This window comes from Saliphagus infecundisoli, from assembly GCF_020177375.1.
In the GTDB taxonomy this organism is placed as follows: domain Archaea; phylum Halobacteriota; class Halobacteria; order Halobacteriales; family Natrialbaceae; genus Saliphagus; species Saliphagus infecundisoli.
The window spans coordinates 1-16,505 of sequence record NZ_JAIWHV010000020.1 but is presented as its reverse complement, the minus strand read 5'-3'; the positions used below and the strand labels follow the sequence as shown (position 1 = coordinate 16,505).

Below are 16,505 nucleotides of genomic sequence, written 5' to 3'. Positions count from 1 at the left end.
CCGGCAATGCGTCTGATCGCCCATCGCGGGTTCGCCGGGGTCGCCCCCGAGAACACGATCGCCGCGGTCCGGGCCGCAGCTGCCCGCGCAGACGTCGTCGAGTTCGACGTCCGGCGGTGTGGCTCGGGCGAACTCGTCGTCGTCCACGACGACGACCTAGAGCGGGTGACCGGCGAACCCGGCCGGGTCGCCGATACCGACCTCGAACGGCTCCGCACGCGGACCGTCCTCGACTCCGCAGAGGGGATCCCCACGCTCGCTGAGATGCTCGAGGCGCTCCCCCCCTCGGCCGACGTCAACCTCGAGCTGAAGGACCTGGGGATCGCCGACGACGTCCTCCGGGAACTCGAGGCCGCCGACGCCGACAACCGGATCGTCTGTACCTCCTTTCTGCTCCCCGAACTCCGGGAACTCCACGACCTCGATCCCGACCAGGCGACGGGGCTGCTCGTGAGTCGCGACCGCCGGAGACCGGTGACGACCGCCGTCGAACTCGGCTGTGAGGTCGTCGGCGCTCACGCCCGGCGCTGTCTGTTCACGCGGCTGGTCGATCGCGCGAACCGGGTCGACCTCGAGGTCCACGCCTGGTCGGTCCCCGGTCGGCAGAGCGCACGGCTACTCGGGTGTCGGGGGGTCGACTGCGTCTCCTCGGACCGCCCGATCGCGCTCTAGGACTCCGGCTCCTCGGTGACGACCGCCACGGGACGTCCCTCGTAGCCGGAACCCCCCAGCGCGCCGTTCTCTCGGCCGTCGTCGGGGGTCGCGGTCGCGATCGAGGGGATCGCCCGCTCCAGTCGTTCGATGGCCTCCCATAGCCTAGGCGAGCCCCGATCGGGGTCGGGCCCTGCCTCGATCGCTCGGACGAGGCGGTCGTCGTGGTCCTCGACGGCGTCCGGCCGTGCGTCCGCGACGGCGGCGAGCGCCCGAAACCCCTCCGTCGCTGCCGGACTCGGATGCTCTCCGGCGACGAACGCCGCGATGTCGCCGGCCGAGGGCGCGACGTCGGTCGGCGACGCCTCGGCGATCTCGGCGAGGCAGTACGCGACCGCTGCTTCCTCGGCCGTCCCCTCGCCCAGGAGGTCCCGGAGCTTCGGGATCGTCGGTGCGCAGGCTGCCGGCTCCTCGTCGACGGCCTCCCGGACCGCGGCGACGGCGTCCCGGCGTTCGGCTTCGGCGTCGAGTCCCGCAAGTACCGCCGGCAGATCGATCGCCGGTGGAGGGACCGCGGACTCGTCGGAACCGCAAGGCTCCCCATCCATCCTGACTGAGATTCCGGCCAACTAACCCAAAAGGGTTTCGACCGTTCTCGGATGAACGATCGGCCGCAGTCGTGCGGTTTTCCCGCCCCAGCTACGCGAGCCACTCCTCGGGTTTCGTGTCGTAATCGACGTCGTCGGCTGCGAGGTGAGAGACGTCCTCCCAGGGGGCGTCCTCGACGGTCAGCTCCTCGCCGTCGTAGCGCAGGCGTTTGCCCCGTTCTTCGCGATCGGGTTCGCGATTCCGCCGGCGAGCGACCTCGACATCGTGGTCGTCGACCTCCGTGGCGATCGTCAGCAGGTTCACCGGCCGGCCCCAGAGCTCGAACAGTCGTTTCAGGGTCTCGCCGGCGGCGTCCATGTCGAGACCGACCCCGTTGTACTGGTGGCCGAGCAGCAACTCGTTTGCGTTGCCGTAGTTGCCGTCGTAGACCGCGATCGTCGGCTTCCCGAAGTTGGTAAACTGGAGCAGTAACTTCTTCTTGACGTCGGCGGCGTCCGTACTCGAGACGTGAAAGCCGCCGGAGGCCTCCGAGTACTCGTAGGCGAAGTAGTCGTTCTCGGCGACGAACTCGCTCGTGAGGAACTCGTCGACGAAAGTGACGTCGTTGTGACTCTCTCTGACGTCGTACATCCGGTTCCAGCCCGCGGCGTAGTCGAGGTCCGCCAACGCCTCCTCGACGGACCCGTAGCGGGCGTCGTCGAACAGGTATCGCCCGATCCGCTCTAACTCGTCCTGGCTCACCTCCGCGAGAAAACCCCGGAACTGGGGCTCGACCAGCGAGTAGTGCCGGCGCGCGAGCCCCTCGTAGGTGAGCAGTTTCCAGGGGTAGGCCTCGACGTCGATCTCGCCCGCCCGAGCCGCGTCGAGGGCCTCCCCGTCGATCCACGTCTCGGGGAGTTCCGCGAGGTCCTCGAGGGAGTCGCCCGAGATCGAGGCGAGCGCTTCGGGGGGTTCGAGCCGGTCCCGGACGTCATCGAAGTCGACCACGTCCGTGAGGTTGCGCCAGCTCACCCCCTCGACCCGGAGCAGGGCCTCTATGACTTCCCGGCGGTTGGCGGTGTTCTCGACGTACTCCCAGAGCTGTTTCCCGAGGCTGTAGGGGTTGAGCCCGCCCGAGCCGAGCACCTTCGCCATGTGGTCTGCGTAGTCGACGAACTCGTCGTCGCCGGCGAAGGCCTCCCCGGTCATCATGAGCGACTCCCAGTAGGCCGCCCACCCCTCGTTCATGATCTTCGTCATCTTCTGGGCGGCGAAGTAGTAGGCTTCCGCGCGCATCATGTCGAGGACGTCGCGTTGCCACTCCGCCATCTCCACTGCCTTTCCCGCGTCCTCATCGTAGCGCTTGCCGTGTTCGCGGACGAACGCGAGCAGGTCCCGTTCAGGTTCGGCGGGGAAGCTCGGGGCTTCCTCGTCACCTTCGATCCGTTCGATCCACTCCTCGTCGAACACCTCGCCTCTGACCTCCGCGGAGATCCCCAGCTCGTCGAGTTTCTCCCCGAGGTCGTCGTCGAGCCCTGTCGGAGCGTCCTCGCTCTCGCGCCGCCGGGAGAAGACCTGATGCTGGTCGATGTTGTCCTCTAAGGTGAGCGTGTGGTCGATCCACTTCTCGACCTCCGCGCGGTCGATCTCGGGATCGGCCATGTACTCCTCGATCGTTCTGGCGTGGCGCTCTAACATCGCGGCGGCGTCTACCGAATCGTCGGCCCGCCCGCCGGTAAACAGCCCGAACCAGTCGTTGTTCCCGAAGAAGTCGGCGTGGGCCTCGACGTGGGTGATCACCGCCTTCTGGTCTGCGACCGTGTTCGACTCCTGGAGGAAGGCGTGTGAGGGGTTGTCGTTGTTGACGATCTCGAAGGCCTTCCCGCCGCCGTACTGTCCCTGCTTGCGCTGCTTGTCGTAGGTCATTCCCCACCGCCAGTGGGGGTATCGCGTCTGGAACCCGCCGTAGGCGATCAGCTCGTTCATCTCGTCGTAGTCGACGATCCAGTAGTTGACCGGATACGGCTCGAGGCCGAGCTTCTCGGCCAACTGGCGGGCGTGCTCGACGGGCGCTTCTAGGTCGCCGGCGATCGCCTGCTTCCGGAAGCGATCGCCGTTCGTGCTCGAGGAGAGGGGATGTGGGTCACTCATCACTGTCACCTTCCGTACTGAGGATCTCGTAGATCGCGTCGGTCACGTCCTCGGCGCCGTTGACGTAGGCGATCGCGACGTCCTCGGCGTCGCGGCCGAAGTGGCGTTCCAACTCCTCTGCGTGGGTCGCGTTGATCGCGTTGCCCGAGGGCTGGGTCTCGACGTAGGCGTGGAGGTTCGCCGGGATCTCCTCCATCAGCGGGATCACCCGCTCGCCGGTGTCGTTGCTCGAGTTCTCCGAGTCGCCCGCCGCGAAGACGTACCGGTTCCAGTCGCTCCAGGGGTACTCCTCCAAGAGGGTGGCGGCGAGTTCGTACGCACTGGAGATCCTCGTCCCGCCGCCCGAGCGGATCCCGAAGAACTCCTCGCGCGAGACCTGCCAGGCGTCGGCGTCGTGGGCGATGTAGACGAACTCGGCGGTGTCGTACTTGCCGGTGAGATACCAGTCCAGCGGGGTGAACGTCCGCTCGACCAGCTCGCGTTTCTTCTCGCGCATCGACCCCGAGACGTCCCGGATGTTGACGACGACGACGTTCTTCTCTCTCTCCTCTACGATCTCGGGGTACCGGTAGCGTTCGTCCTCCCGGCGGAACGGGACGTGACCGATCCCTTCCCGCCGGATCTTCGCCTGGATCGGCTCGCGGTCGATCTCCGCTTCGAGTTCCTCGATGGAGCCCCAGGCACCCCGCTCGTCTTCGACCTCCGCGTGGGCCTCCTCGACCCAGGCAAAGGAGACCGGCAGGCTCTCGCCTCTGGCCCACTCGAAGACCTCGCGAGGAGTGATCCCGGAGACCTTGCACACTTCGCGCAAAAACTCCTCGTCGAAGTCGGTCGCGAGCTTCCGTTTGAGCCCCTCCTTGAACATCCGCTCGAAGTCGAGCGTGCTGTCGGGTCCCGACCGGGTCATGTCCGTAAAGGGGCCCTCCGTCTCCTCGACGACCGTCTTCCCCTTGGGATCGAGGTCGAGGCCCAGCTCCTCGTCTAACTCCTGGGCGAACTCCTCGGGGTCCATCTCGTAGTACTCGTGGTCGCCCCCCTCGTCGCCGGGGTCGCTCTCCTCGCCGTCGTCGCCCGGCTGTGGCCGGGGCTGACCGACCGGCTGGCCGACCTCGGCGTCGCCCTGGCCGACGCCGCCCCTGTCCCGACGGTCGTACTCGAACGCCGGGAGATCGACGATCTTGACGGGAATCCTGACCTCGTCGGGCCGGCTGCTCCCAAGGTCGCCGTAGCTGATGAACTCCGCCAAGTCCTCCCGTCGGGCCTCGCCGACCTCGCGAAACCGCTCTAAATCCTCTCTTAGTCCCATCTGTAGCTCACCTGTCCCATGACGTGTCTGCTGGTCAACTCAGCGGAGGCCTCGCTGTAGCCGAACTCAGAGGTCATGGCCTCGAGCGTGGCCGCTTTGACCGCCGCGGTCTCGGTCCCCTGGGGCGGGTCGTCCCACTGACGGGGATCGACGTCCTCGAAGGTCCGACGGACGTCGTCCCAGTCGTGGCTCTCGAGGACCGACCGGATGACCGGGATCGCAGTGAGATCGACGTCGGCGGCGGCGAACTCCTCGTTTCGGGACTCCCAGGCGTGGCGGTTCAGGGTCGTGATCACCTTCTGCCGCCGGAACGTTCGGACGCTCTCGTCGGGACGGTTGCCGTCGTAGGCGGATTCGGAGAACCGTCCGAGCCCTTCGACCTCGAACAGCTTCATCTCTAGGGGGTCGGGCTCGACCTCCTCGCCGCGGTCGTTGTAGAGCGGTTCGCCCGTCTCCCAGGCGTAGACCTGTTCGACGTAGTCGGCGACGGTCTCTCTGTCAACCCGGTTGTCGAACATGATCGCCTCGATCACGTCTTCTTCCTGGCGGTCGAAGACGTGGTTCTTGACCGGAACCACGCGGTTCTCGAACTCCGAGCGCTCGCCCGTCGAGAACACCGGCGCCGTCGAGAGTCCCTCGGCCATCGCGTTCAACACGTCCCGGGGCATGACGACGTCCTCGACGGCGAGGTCCGCGTGATGGCGCTCGCCCTCGGCATGGAGCAGGTCCGCGAGCACGTCTCGCGTGTACGTGACGGGGATCCCCTGCTCGCCGTCGGCGGACGCGTCGTCGAACTCGAACTCCGCCTTGTCGGTTCGGGTGTCGCCCTCCTGGAGGTAGCCCTTGTCGTAGATCATCGCCTTGTCGACGAGGTCGAGGCCCGCCGGGAGGTCCTCCTCGTCGAGGCGGGAGACGACGGCAAAGAGGGCCGCGGCCTCGATCGCGTGGGGTGCGAACTCCCGCCGTCGCACCTCGCCTGCACCGTCTTTGACCGAGACCGTCACGGCCTCGCGGATCCGCTCCGTTCGCTCCTCGTCGCCGGCGACCTCCCAGATCTCGGTCTGGCCGGTCAGCTCCCGGCGGACGAGTTCGGTCTCCAGCGAGAGGTTGGTGAGGTAGCCAAAGTCGTGTTTGTCCAGCCGGCGTTTGAGCGCCTTCAGCGGGTCCATCCCGTTTCTGTCGGCGTGCTGGTTGAGTTGGGCCTCGAGGTCGGGGTTCGAGATGATCACCAACTGTGTGTCCAGATCCATTCCGATCCCCTTGTCCAACTTCACCGACCGCTCGTCGGGGACGTTCAACAGCTTCCGGAGGAGGTCGGCGTGCTGGGCGGCGTCCTCGACGATCGTGAGTACGCCGTTGCCCTGCGAGAGCACCCCGTCGTAGGAGAAGGCCTGTGGGTTCTTTCGACCCCGCGAGTCCAGTTCCTGGAGCATTCCGTGCATCCAGGAGCCGACCAGTCGCTCTTTGGGCGTGCCCTCGTCCTCGCTGTGGAGGACGCCAACGCCCCGGCCGACGTCGACGACGTAGTTTTTCACCCGCAGGTGGCTCTCGTCTACGATCGCCGAGAACAGTTCGTCGCGGCCCTGCCTGCGGTAGCGTTCCTCCAGGAACTCGTAGGCCTCCCGCGAGAAGGGGTCGAGCCGGCCGGCGACCTCGAGGGGAACGTGGTCGTCTATCCCGTCGTTGACCTCGCTTACGAGGTCCTCGCGAACCTCCTCGGGGAACACCGACAGCGGGTGGGTCTGGACCGGGCTCTCGTACCAGTGTTCGTCGTCGCCGACGGTCGGGTCGCCGCCGTAGGAGAGCCCGCGGTCGTCGGCGCCGGCCGACTGGACGTTCCACTCGACGGTGTACCGCCGTCCCTCGGGCGTCTTCGAGAACTCCCGGAGCCCGTTGACGAGACACCGCTTCAGCTCGGACTTTCCGGTGGCCGTGGGTCCCTCGAACCAGACGATCTTCTCGTCCTTTCCTCTGCCGGCGGCGATCGACCGGAGATCGTCGACGAACCCGTTGAGGACCTCGGTGTTGCCCAGGATCGCGTGCTCGCCGTCGTTGTGGGGGTCGTCGAAGAAGCGATAGCGGCGGGTCTCCTCGCCCTCCTCGACGACCGTTCGGGTTCCGGCGGCCTCGATCGCCGCGAGCAGGTACTTCGCGGCGTGGGCGCCGATCGTCGGGTTCTCCACGAGCCGGTCGACGTACTCCGGGAGGGCCATCGGCTCCTCGTAGGTCTCCCGTAGGGCGCGGTCTGCCGCACGAACGTACTCGGATCCCTCGCTCATCGTCAGTCCTCGATCTCCGATCTGGCGACCTCCGCGCCCGCGAACTCCAGGACCTCCTTCGCGCCGGCCTCGCTGTAACCCTGGTCGATCAGGCCGGCGATCCAGGCCGAGCGCTCGTCGTCGTCGAACTCGTTGGCCGAGACGAGCGCGGAGAAGTTGATGTTGTGTTTCTTGTCCTCCCAGAGCTTCCGCTCCAAGGCGCGACGCAGGCGCTCGTTGTCCTGGGGATCGAACGCCTCGCCACCGCGAGCGCGTCGGGAAACCCAGTTGGAGACCTCCTGGCGGAAGTCGTCCTTTCGGTCCTCGGGGATGTCGAGTTTCTCCTCGACGCTTCGGAGGAACGTCTCGTCGGGCTCCTGTTCGCGCCCCGTGAAGTCGTCGGCGACGGTGTCGTCGTCGATGTAGGCCATCACGTGGTCCATGTACTTCTCGCCCTGGCGCTGGATCTCCTCTAGGTCGTAGGCAAGTGCGTGGCGGACGTCCTCGATCGCGCGCTCTCTGTACTCCTCGCGGACGACCTCGAGGTAGCGGTAGTAGCGTTCGAAGGCGTCCGCGGCAATCGAGCCGTGGTGCTCTAAGTTCTCCTCGAAGAAGTTGAAGACGGTAAGCGGCGAGAGAAAGCCCCGCTGTCGGTGTTTCGAGTCCATGATCGCCTCGGCGATCTCGTCGCCGATGAATCTCGGTGAAATCCCCTCCATCCCCTCGCCGATCTCGGCGCTCGTGGCGGCTTCCTCGCGGAGCTTCTTGACGTCGACGTCCTCTCCCTCGTCGATCTCGCCGTTGTACGCCTTGGCCTTCGAGAGCAGGTCGACCGTCTCGGTGTCGGGCTCCTCGATCCGGGTCAGGACCCCGAAGAGGCCGGCCATCTCCAGGGTGTGGGGCTCGACGTCGATGTCGGGGACGTCGGCATTCTCGAGCATCTTCCCGTAGATCCGCGCTTCCTCCTCGTAGGCCAGGACGTAGGGGAAGTCGATCCGTTTCGTCCTGTCGTTGAAGGCCTCCATCTTCTCGTCGCCCTTCTTGTCCTTGTACTCGGGCATGTTCGTCCGGCCGACGATCACCTGGTCGATGTCGATCCGGGGGTTGTTCTTGGGCTTGATCGTCGCCTCCTGGGTGGCGTGCAGGAAGTCATAGAGGAACTCCCGCTGGAGCTTGAGCAGTTCCTCGCCGCTAAAGATGCCGCGATTCGCGTTACAGAACGCGCCGGAGTAGTCGAAGGCTCGAGGATCGCTCTCGCCGTAGACCGCGATCTTGCTGTAGTTGACGTCGCCCGTCAGCTCGGTCTCGTCCTGGTTTTTCTTGTCTTTGGGCTCGAAGGTCTCGACGGCCTGGCGCTTGTTCTCGTCTGCGACCAGTCGGACGACCTCGACGTGGTTTTCCAATACTGCCTGGAGGTCGTCGTCGTAGTGAGCGAGCAGCCTGTCCATGTAGAACTCGCTTTCGGGATCCAGGCTCTGCTCGTTGCGGATCGTGTAGGGGGCGTCGAGGCGCTCGTTTATGTCCTCGATCACCGACCGGCGCTGCTCTAGGGGAAGGAGTACGAGCGGGTCCTGGTTCATCGGCGACCGAACGACGTCGTCGGTGGGGTCCTGGTCGGCGATGACGTCCGTGAGGTCCGTCCACCGGAAGGTGTACATTCTCCCGTCGTCCCGGAGGGTGTAGTCCTCGAAGTAGCGCCGGACCTGGCGGTCGAAGTGGGACTTCCCGGAGCCGACAGGACCCAGCAGGAGTTTGATCCGGCGTTCGGGGCCGAGCCGGCGGGCGCCGGATTTGACCTTGTTGACGAACTCGTGGATCGACTGGTGGACGATCCGGCCGTAGAAGGTGTTCTCGCCGTCGTCCAAGGGGTCTTCGCTCGCGAGTCGGTACTCGACGACCCCCTCGGTCTCGTCGTAGGTCGTCCCGTAGAAGTCGAACATGTCCGCGACCCGCTGGTGGGCGTTGCGGGTGATCTTCGGGTCGTCGTAGGCTTCCTGGAGGTACCAGTCGAAGGAGTGGGTCTCCCGCAGGTCCGCGGGCATCGACTCCTGGTAGTCGGTACTGAGCGTCTCCAGCGTTTCGGTGTCACCGGTCATTGTATCACTGGTCTGGCCGTAGTCGGTTCCGTTCGGTCGGTGGGGTCCGTACCGGCCCCTCCTGGCTCGGCGCGTCGGAGGGCGGGGTGGCGTCGGGCGGTGTGCGTTCGTGTCATGGTCGTGGGCCGGTCGACCGGTCGGCACCTGGGCAACGAGCCATCGAGGACGGCGCATCGGTCCGTCGGACGGATACCGATAGTATTTAATGAGAGAGGATCCCAACCACTTAAAGATAGCCCCGACAGTTATTTAGCAGGTGTATTTTTCAGACTTCCGTCGGTTGACTCTATTCGTCGGGAGCCGCGAACGCCCCGCCAGGTATTTAAGCGACCCGTCCGCTACGGCGCCCCGTCGCTCGCGCGCACCCCAACGGGGCTATACGGCGGGGGAACCTACCGGCGGTCGTGACCGACCACACCGACCTCGCCGATCTCCCGCCCGGCTGGACGGTCTGGAGCGAGGAGGACGAGCGGACGGTGATCGTCTACCGAGCCGACGTCTTCGACGCCGAGGCGTTCCCCGCCGCCTGTCTCCCGACGCTGTATCTCACCCGGGGTAGGCGCGATCGCCGGCCCGGCGTCGCCCCCACGTCGCCCGGCGCGGACTGGCACGTCACCCTCACCCTCGAACCGGAGGTCACGGGCGAGGAGGGCAGGTTCGAGAGGCGGGAGGAGGCCCTCGCGTACGCCGTGGGCGTCGCGCGTCGCTTCGCCGACGGCGGGATCGACTACCGGGGGCTCTACCAGGTGCCCCGGGAGGAGTACTTCGCGAAGCTCGACGAACTCACGGGACGTGAGCCTTAACCACGCCCGGCCGGTAGTGGACGTATGTCGACCGTCACCCTGATCGGGACCCGCCTCGCCGAGCCGGGGGCCGAGTTCGTCTACGAGGGCGAGGCCGAGGGCTGTGCGGGCTGTCCGTACCGCAGTCAGTGTCTCAACCTCGAGAGCGACACCCGCTACCGGATCACCGGGATCCGCGAGAACGCCCAGACGCTCGAGTGTGCCATCCACGACGGCGGGGTTCGTGCCGTCGAGGTCGAACCCGTCTCAGTGACGGCGAACGTCCCCTCGAAGGGGGCCTACGCCGGCAGCAGAGCGAGCCTGGCGGGCCCCTGTCCGTACGTCGAGTGTCCGAGCCACGAACACTGCGTCCCCGATGGCGTCTCGATGGACGACGACCACCGGATCGGGGCCGTCCTGGGTGATCCCCCCCACGAGGTCTGTCACCTCGATCGGGGCCTCTCGCTCGTCGAGCTCGATCTCGAGAACTGATTCAGCTCTCAGCCGGCGGCTCCAGGGCGATCGGAATCCCTCGAGTCGCGACGTCGACGACGAACGACTCGACGTCCACGGCGGACTCGGAGCCGACGGGCACGACGAGGTCAAGGTCGAGCGTTTCGGCGAGGTCGGCCGCCGCGCGGCGGTCCATCGCGCCCTCGAGCCCGACCGGGGCGAGGAGAAGGTCGACGCTCATAGTGCGGTGGGAGTCGAAGACCGCGGTTCGCCCGGGCCAGAACGCCGTCACGCCGTCCATCGTCAGCGCGTAGCCACAGCCCGTGGCCCGACCGTCAGCTCCGCCGGCGGGCGTCGTATGGAGGTCGAGCGGACCGACAAGGAAGCTCTCGCCGGGAGCGACGCGCTCGACCGGCCGGTCGAGCCCACTCGGGTCGATTCCCTCGGGGATGGCCACGAGCGCGTCCTCGCGGGCGATCCGGGCGATCGCGTCGGGATCGGGCCGTTCGGTGACGAGGACGAGGTCGCCATCGCGGGGCTCGCCGACGTCGCCCGCCGGATCGAGATAGACGACGACACCCGTTCGGGCCGCGAGCCGGACGGTCGTCGGACCGAGGCGTTCGACGGTGACGGGGCCACAGCGGAGGGGCACGGTCGGAACTGGGTCGGCGCGGCGAAAAGCGTTCCCTACCGGAGCCGGACCGAGTGCTCGAGGGTCCCGACGCCCTCGACCTTGATCGCGACCTCGTCGCCGTCGGAGAGCGCGCCGACGCCCTCGGGAGTGCCGGTGGCGATGACGTCGCCCGGCTCGAGGGTGAGGTAGGTCGTGATCTCGGCGATCAGTTCGGGCACCGAGAAGATGAGCTGCTCGAGCGAGCCGTCCTGGCGGAGCTCGCCGTTGACCCGCGAGCGGACCGCCGCGTCCTCGGGGACCTCCTCGGGGGTCGCGACGACGGGGCCGATCGGGGCCGCGCCGTCGAACGCCTTCCCGCGAATCCAGTTCTGTTCGTCGTCCTGGTCGTCGCGGTTCGAGACGTCGTCGACGCAGGTAAAGCCCTCCACGACGTCCATCGCCTCGCTCTCGGGAACGTGGCGACACTGCTCTCCGATAACGACACCCAACTCCGCCTCGTAGTCGATTCGCTCTTTACCGGCCGGTGGCTCGACGACGTCGCCGTGGCCCGCGACGGCGTTCGGGCCCTTGAGGAAGAGCAGCGGCCGGTCGGGGAGATCGGAACCCATCTCGGCGGCGTGGTCGGCGTAGTTCCGGCCGATGCAGACGATCTTCGAGGGGGCACAGGGCGCGAGGACGTCGATCGCCTCGCTCTCGAAGTCGTAGCTGTCGTTCGCGAAATGGATCCGGCCGTCGTCGAGTTCGCCCCGGCGGACGGCACCCGCGGGGTCACGGAATCTGACGTACTTCATGTGGAAGGAGTCACATCGGGGGCGCAAAAGGGTTGAGAAGCCGGCGTCATTGGCACAGGGTGCGTCGTCGGCTGTCACTCCCGGGCGGGAACGGAACGCTTTTTACTAGCCCCCGGCAAGCCAGGAGTGCTGATTCGCTCCGTTGGTGTAGTCCGGCCAATCATTTCGGCCTTTCGAGCCGATGACCTGGGTTCAAATCCCAGACGGAGCACTCCTCAGGGGGCTCTACCCCTCGTTTTCCGCGGTGTTGGCAAAACACCATGACACCGCATATTGGACGATTAAGTTATCATAATCGGGTACCCCCGCGCTGTACAGGGGTTTTAAAAATGTCTAGCCGAAAGAAGCTATATATTCCTAACCCGGGGAGGTACAGATGACCAATCAACACATCGACGACGTCCGATTAGTCCCATCAACCACCGAAAAACTCCTGAACGAACGCCAGCGCGTTGATTACCGCGACCACCGCGAACAGCTCATCAAATGGCTGCTCCATATCGGGAAAGACCCTGAAACCGCCGAGGGATACAGCAGCTCCACGATCGAGAAAGACGCGTACCGGCTCGACAAGTTCTATCGCTGGGTCTGGACCGAGCACACCGGCGACGGCTACACTACCAAGATCACGCAGGATCACGCGGACGCGTACGTAGATCACTTAGCCTACAGCGACGGATCGAACACGCACAAGGCCAACTGCGTGAAGGCGTTGAAGAAGCTGTTCAAATGGAAGAAGCACGAGCGCGGTGGCGAGCTCTGGGACGCTGAGAAATCGTTCTCCTACCAGCCGACCAAGCCTCAGAACTACCTGACCCGGCGCGAGCGAACCCTGATCCGTGAAGCCTCGCTTGAGTACGGCAGCATCCCCGGCTATCAAAACGTCACACCGGAGGAACGCGACCAGTGGATCGCGTATCTCGCTCAGCGGTTCGAGAAACCGAAAACTGAGGTAACGCCGGAGGACTGGAAGCGCGCGAACGGCTGGAAGATCCCGTCAATGGTTGCCGTATCGCTTGACTGCGGGTTACGCCCGTGCGAGGTCGAGCGTGCGGTCGTCGGCTGGGTAGACATTGAGAATCAGATGTTGCGGATCCCGAAAGGAGATTCATCCAAGAATCGGGATAACTGGACGCCTGCATTACGCGAAGAAACAGTGAACTACCTGGCCCGGTGGCTTGAGGAACGGAAGCAGTACGAGAAGTACGATGACAGCGATGCATTATGGTTGACACGGTTTGGAAACCCGTACGGCACCTCATCGCTGAAATACCTGATCGAGCAGCTCTGTGAGATCGCAGAGATCCCGTACAGCACCCCGGATAATAACGTGGACCGTTCAATGAGCTGGTACGCGATCAGGCACTCCGTCGGCACCTACATGACCCACCAGGAAGACCTCGGAGCAGCCCAAGAACAGTTACGACACAAAAGCGAACAGACCACGATGAAATACGACCAGGCACCGGTTGAGGAGCGTCGAGATGCCTTAGACCGGATGGGATAACCCAGCCAACCCCTCTTCACCCACCACCGAATCTCTCACCTCCCCAGGGTTTTCCTGTTCCACCTATCCGCTATATGGTGTATAGTCGTACCCCTGTCTACAACCCATTCAAAACCCTGCGCTGAAACCTCTGAATCCTCTAGTACAATCCTCTTCAAAGCCAAGGCAAAAGCCAGTACTCCCATGCAAAAACAACTTCAGCGTCGCTGTGAGTACACTGTTGATCCCTGATGGTATCCATGATAGTCCGAACAGGATGATCGTGAGTGTGGGTGATGGGACGAACACGGCTGCTAACCAGATGCATGCGGTCGCCAGTGAAAGAAAGCGCAGAACTCGTTAGTATGTTCAATCTCCACGAAATTCTCGTGCAATTCAGTTCCAAGAAGAGTCCCGAAACCCAGATGGATTTTATGAAAATCTATTGGTTTTTTTTTTGTTTTCTCTGAGTTGCCTGATTATTGCTCGCTGAGTGGCTGGCTCTGTCGTTCGTCCATGTACATTTCAGAGACAATCACCCATCCATCGTCCTGACGGGCGAGGACCTTGTGCGAGTGATTGTGCCGGCGCGGTAGCTCATCGCCCGATTGGGTTTCTTGTCCCTTACGCTCGACATACGTTTTGGCTACAGCGACGTCATCGCTGACGGATCGAATTGATGCTTCAGGTTCGCCGACCACTTCTCCCTGGGAGAAATGCGGGTCATCGAACAGCTGTTCGTGATACTGGACGATTGCATCACGACCGTGTTGTGTGGTTCCGAACGCGTTCATCCAATCGGCGTCGTCTGCGTACACCTTCTCTAGACCGCTCGCGTCGAGTTCGCGGAACGCCTCCGCGACAGTCATCAGCACCTGTCCAATCGCTGCTTCGTCCGAACCAGAATCTTCTGTCATCTGTTATAAACTCGGTTGTTTCACCAGTTCTCTACAGCATCATGTTCGCTAATTGGTTAGATAGTCTTTTCGCCGGAATGGCTCGTGACGCGCCCTGCCAGCGGCCTTCTCTTCCGACAGAATCCAACTTGCGGTGGATCAGTACACGGTGAGGGACAACACGTCATCGGGTACGTGACCTACAGTCTCCCAGGTTTGGTCGGACGTTCGACGGAGAATCCGTCCGTTGTCGCCGACACCTGTTCCAGCGTACACGTGACTTTCGTCCGAGGTGTAGGCCAGGATCATCTCGTCTGGTCCGCCTGGATATGGAACCGGATTGAACGTGTTCCCGGTATCAGTCGAGGCGAACATCGTTGCGTCCGCATCCAACATGCCCGACCATTCGGGCGGGACCGTGGTCGACCCACACGTCAACAACTCGTCGTCGTGCAGGAACAGGCTTCGGTAATATGATGGACCGATATCCCGATCGAGACGCTGCCACGTGGTCCCGGCGTCCGTAGTGTGATAGAGTCCGCCCTCGGCCGCGGCGTGGTTCGGGTCGTGAAGAGAGAGTCGGCCGCAGGCGACGATGTATTCGTCAGGTGTGAGGCATCTGATTTCATGGATGTCATCCTGTACGACACCCGCTTCGTCACGGATTTCACACTTGGACCACCGGTCACCGCCGTCTTCACTCCGGTAGAGACCCCCCACCTCAATACCAGCGAATAGTCTATCGGGTGTGTCAGGATGACCGGTCACTGTCCGGACATGTGCCGTGTCAGTAAATGCTGACCGCCATATGTCCGTAGTGGTCTGATGGCGGAGACCTTCCAATTCTATCCAGGTGTCCCCACCATCGCTCGACCGGAAAAGTCGAGCAGGGTCAGTCCCGGCATAGATCTGGCCACTGGATGCGACGAATACTGCCCAGACATTGGTTTCCGGCACACCCATTGCCTCCCAGGTCTGGCCCGTATCAGTCAACCGGTACAGGCCTTCCTCAGCCGCGACGAGAGTCCCAGAAACTTCGTCAGAGTCACAGATCTGACTAACTCGACCGCAGTCGATGATTCGTTCACTCCCCTCGAACGGAACAGTATCCACTCTAAACAGGCCACTGCGGGTTCCGATCAGCCCAGTCATAAATAGATATGAATACCGGATACCATCTTTCTTTCGTCGCTGTACAGGTCTTTCTGTCCTTAGCTTCGATAGTCGCGAGACAGGTTCGTGCGAGGGGGCCGGAGTCGTCTCATGAATTGTGATCTACCCCCCGCGCACCGTATGTATATAATCGTGGAACGTGTCGAACGGGTTAATACGATGTCACAACAACAAGGCCGGGATGTGAAGACTGACGCTAGCAGAATCACCTCAACGTCACGCGGACCTGTCGAAATCGGTTGGCGTGGCAAGGGATATCCGATTATCGTGCTGCATGGGTGTCCCGGCGGATACATGCAGGGACTGAGTGTTGGACGCGGTCTGAGTGAGGCCGGATTTCGGGTGATTGCCCTCTCCCGGCCTGGTTATCTCAGAACACCGCTCGAATCGGGCCAAACGCCCGGCGAACAGGCTGACTGAAGCTTCAACTCTGAACTTGCTGGTCCTCGTCAATTTCAACCGGGTAGAGTCGCCGTAGCTTGATTCGTGCGTCGTCGGTGGTGAACTGCCAATCGATGAGTCGGTCAACCGCGTTCCGATGCTCCTGCCACGCAGCGACCTCCGACCGGAGGGTCGCTGCGTGATAGATGCGGCGGTCGAGACACTGGCGTTTGAGGACGCCCAGCTCGATCTCAGCCATGTTCAACCAACTGCCCTTCTTGGGAGTGTAGTGGAACTCAAACCGGTCAAGGTACGCCTGGGCTTGATCTGGCGGGAAGAATCGATAGAAGCCGGCAGGATTGTGCGTGTTGAGCTGATCGACCACCACCCGGATGCAGTCGGCATCCGGGTAGTGGTCGTCTGCGAGTTCGACCATCCGATCGATGAATTCGGTGGTACGTCGCCGCTCAGTGATCTCGACGTTCACCCAGCCAGTTAGTGGTTCGGTGGCGAGGTGAATCCGTTCTTTCCCGTTGCGTTTGTACCGGTGACCGACGCGTGCGACCGCTCCCGGTGTGAGTGGTCACTGCAACACCTGAATATCCAGAAGGAACGTGGCGATCTAGTTCTCAGCGACGCTCGGAGGCTTGTTTAATCGGGAAATCCACTCGTGGTGAGAAGCGCTTTGAGCTGGAGCCTGTGATGCGTATTCATCCATTGCGCTAATCACTCCGCCGGGAGCGGGTCGCTCTCGTGGCCACGGAGTGCTTTGCTGGATTCGTCGAAGCAGATGACTGGACGGTTCTCGTCGTATGGTTCGTGGTAGAGGTCGAGGACGTCCTCCATGTAGTAGACGAAG

General features: G+C 63.6%; 14 protein-coding genes, 1 tRNA gene and 1 pseudogene. 5 read left to right on the top strand and 11 right to left on the bottom strand.

Annotated elements, in window-relative coordinates:
• The first annotated feature begins 6 nt into the window (after window positions 1-6).
• On the top strand, window positions 7-672 hold the full coding sequence (locus tag LCF40_RS17120; RefSeq protein WP_224829420.1) for a glycerophosphodiester phosphodiesterase: 666 nt from the start codon (window positions 7-9) through the stop codon (window positions 670-672).
• Here the strand turns inward: LCF40_RS17120 and LCF40_RS17115 are convergent.
• From LCF40_RS17115 to LCF40_RS17095, 5 genes are all read right to left on the bottom strand, one after another.
• Window positions 669-1,259, bottom strand: a complete 591-nt coding sequence (locus LCF40_RS17115; protein WP_224829419.1) for a hypothetical protein — start codon at window positions 1,257-1,259, stop codon at window positions 669-671. The genes LCF40_RS17120 and LCF40_RS17115 overlap by 4 nt on opposite strands.
• A 91-nt stretch (window positions 1,260-1,350) precedes the next feature.
• Window positions 1,351-3,390, bottom strand: coding sequence for a SpoVR family protein (locus tag LCF40_RS17110; protein WP_224829418.1), 2,040 nt, complete (start codon window positions 3,388-3,390; stop codon window positions 1,351-1,353).
• On the bottom strand, window positions 3,383-4,696 hold the full coding sequence (locus LCF40_RS17105) for a YeaH/YhbH family protein (RefSeq protein WP_224829417.1): 1,314 nt from the start codon (window positions 4,694-4,696) through the stop codon (window positions 3,383-3,385). Before LCF40_RS17105 ends, LCF40_RS17110 begins: the two co-directional genes overlap by 8 nt.
• The gene (locus tag LCF40_RS17100) at window positions 4,687-6,975 is read right to left on the bottom strand and encodes a PrkA family serine protein kinase (protein ID WP_114578582.1); all 2,289 of its coding nucleotides are present in this window, start codon (window positions 6,973-6,975) and stop codon (window positions 4,687-4,689) included. The genes LCF40_RS17105 and LCF40_RS17100 overlap by 10 nt, the downstream gene beginning before the upstream one ends.
• Before the next feature lie 2 nt (window positions 6,976-6,977).
• Window positions 6,978-9,050, bottom strand: a complete 2,073-nt coding sequence (locus LCF40_RS17095) for a PrkA family serine protein kinase (RefSeq protein ID WP_224829416.1) — start codon at window positions 9,048-9,050, stop codon at window positions 6,978-6,980.
• A 404-nt stretch (window positions 9,051-9,454) separates the two neighbouring features.
• Here LCF40_RS17095 and LCF40_RS17090 point away from each other — a divergent pair, with 404 nt between their 5' ends.
• Together LCF40_RS17090 and LCF40_RS17085 are read left to right on the top strand one after the other, a co-directional pair.
• Complete coding sequence (locus LCF40_RS17090; protein WP_224829415.1) at window positions 9,455-9,853, top strand: DUF5820 family protein; 399 nt, start codon at window positions 9,455-9,457, stop codon at window positions 9,851-9,853.
• A gap of 24 nt (window positions 9,854-9,877) precedes the next feature.
• Complete coding sequence (locus LCF40_RS17085; RefSeq protein ID WP_224829414.1) at window positions 9,878-10,324, top strand: UPF0179 family protein; 447 nt, start codon at window positions 9,878-9,880, stop codon at window positions 10,322-10,324.
• Between the two features lies 1 nt (window position 10,325).
• Here LCF40_RS17085 and LCF40_RS17080 read toward each other — a convergent pair whose 3' ends face one another.
• Window positions 10,326-10,937 carry an MBL fold metallo-hydrolase gene (locus tag LCF40_RS17080; RefSeq protein ID WP_224829413.1) on the bottom strand — a complete coding sequence of 204 codons (612 nt, stop codon included), beginning with the start codon at window positions 10,935-10,937 and terminating at the stop codon, window positions 10,326-10,328.
• A 35-nt stretch (window positions 10,938-10,972) separates the two neighbouring features.
• Window positions 10,973-11,710, bottom strand: a complete 738-nt coding sequence (locus LCF40_RS17075) for a fumarylacetoacetate hydrolase family protein (RefSeq protein ID WP_224829412.1) — start codon at window positions 11,708-11,710, stop codon at window positions 10,973-10,975.
• A gap of 136 nt (window positions 11,711-11,846) precedes the next feature.
• Between LCF40_RS17075 and LCF40_RS17070 the strand changes: the two genes are divergently transcribed.
• Window positions 11,847-11,921 (top strand) — tRNA-Glu (locus tag LCF40_RS17070).
• Between the two features lie 165 nt (window positions 11,922-12,086).
• Complete coding sequence (locus LCF40_RS17065; RefSeq protein WP_224829411.1) at window positions 12,087-13,217, top strand: tyrosine-type recombinase/integrase; 1,131 nt, start codon at window positions 12,087-12,089, stop codon at window positions 13,215-13,217.
• 35 nt (window positions 13,218-13,252) lie between these two features.
• On the opposite strand, the gene LCF40_RS17060 is transcribed toward LCF40_RS17065, so the two are convergent.
• The 4 genes and pseudogenes from LCF40_RS17060 to LCF40_RS17045 all read right to left on the bottom strand — a co-directional run.
• Window positions 13,253-13,402 (bottom strand): hypothetical protein, encoded by a 150-nt coding sequence (locus LCF40_RS17060; protein WP_224829410.1) that lies wholly within the window; start codon window positions 13,400-13,402, stop codon window positions 13,253-13,255.
• Between the two features lie 273 nt (window positions 13,403-13,675).
• Window positions 13,676-14,113 (bottom strand): YybH family protein, encoded by a 438-nt coding sequence (locus LCF40_RS17055; RefSeq protein WP_224829409.1) that lies wholly within the window; start codon window positions 14,111-14,113, stop codon window positions 13,676-13,678.
• Between the two features lie 138 nt (window positions 14,114-14,251).
• The gene (locus LCF40_RS17050) at window positions 14,252-15,244 is read right to left on the bottom strand and encodes a WD40/YVTN/BNR-like repeat-containing protein (RefSeq protein ID WP_224829408.1); all 993 of its coding nucleotides are present in this window, start codon (window positions 15,242-15,244) and stop codon (window positions 14,252-14,254) included.
• 445 nt (window positions 15,245-15,689) lie between these two features.
• Window positions 15,690-16,205, bottom strand: a pseudogene (locus tag LCF40_RS17045) (transposase); the annotation flags it as partial.
• Window positions 16,206-16,505: the final 300 nt, after the last annotated feature.

Bases quoted from the DNA above. Each gene is read 5' to 3' on its own strand.
- LCF40_RS17120 (WP_224829420.1), top strand. From the start codon at position 7: ATGCGTCTGATCGCCCATCGCGGGTTCGCCGGGGTCGCCCCCGAGAAC.
- LCF40_RS17115 (WP_224829419.1), bottom strand. From the start codon at position 1,259: ATGGATGGGGAGCCTTGCGGTTCCGACGAGTCCGCGGTCCCTCCACCG.
- LCF40_RS17110 (WP_224829418.1), bottom strand. From the start codon at position 3,390: ATGAGTGACCCACATCCCCTCTCCTCGAGCACGAACGGCGATCGCTTC.
- LCF40_RS17105 (WP_224829417.1), bottom strand. From the start codon at position 4,696: ATGGGACTAAGAGAGGATTTAGAGCGGTTTCGCGAGGTCGGCGAGGCC.
- LCF40_RS17100 (WP_114578582.1), bottom strand. From the start codon at position 6,975: ATGAGCGAGGGATCCGAGTACGTTCGTGCGGCAGACCGCGCCCTACGG.
- LCF40_RS17095 (WP_224829416.1), bottom strand. From the start codon at position 9,050: ATGACCGGTGACACCGAAACGCTGGAGACGCTCAGTACCGACTACCAG.
- LCF40_RS17085 (WP_224829414.1), top strand. From the start codon at position 9,878: ATGTCGACCGTCACCCTGATCGGGACCCGCCTCGCCGAGCCGGGGGCC.
- LCF40_RS17075 (WP_224829412.1), bottom strand. From the start codon at position 11,710: ATGAAGTACGTCAGATTCCGTGACCCCGCGGGTGCCGTCCGCCGGGGC.
- LCF40_RS17065 (WP_224829411.1), top strand. From the start codon at position 12,087: ATGACCAATCAACACATCGACGACGTCCGATTAGTCCCATCAACCACC.
- LCF40_RS17060 (WP_224829410.1), bottom strand. From the start codon at position 13,402: ATGGGAGTACTGGCTTTTGCCTTGGCTTTGAAGAGGATTGTACTAGAG.
- LCF40_RS17055 (WP_224829409.1), bottom strand. From the start codon at position 14,113: ATGACAGAAGATTCTGGTTCGGACGAAGCAGCGATTGGACAGGTGCTG.
- LCF40_RS17050 (WP_224829408.1), bottom strand. From the start codon at position 15,244: ATGACTGGGCTGATCGGAACCCGCAGTGGCCTGTTTAGAGTGGATACT.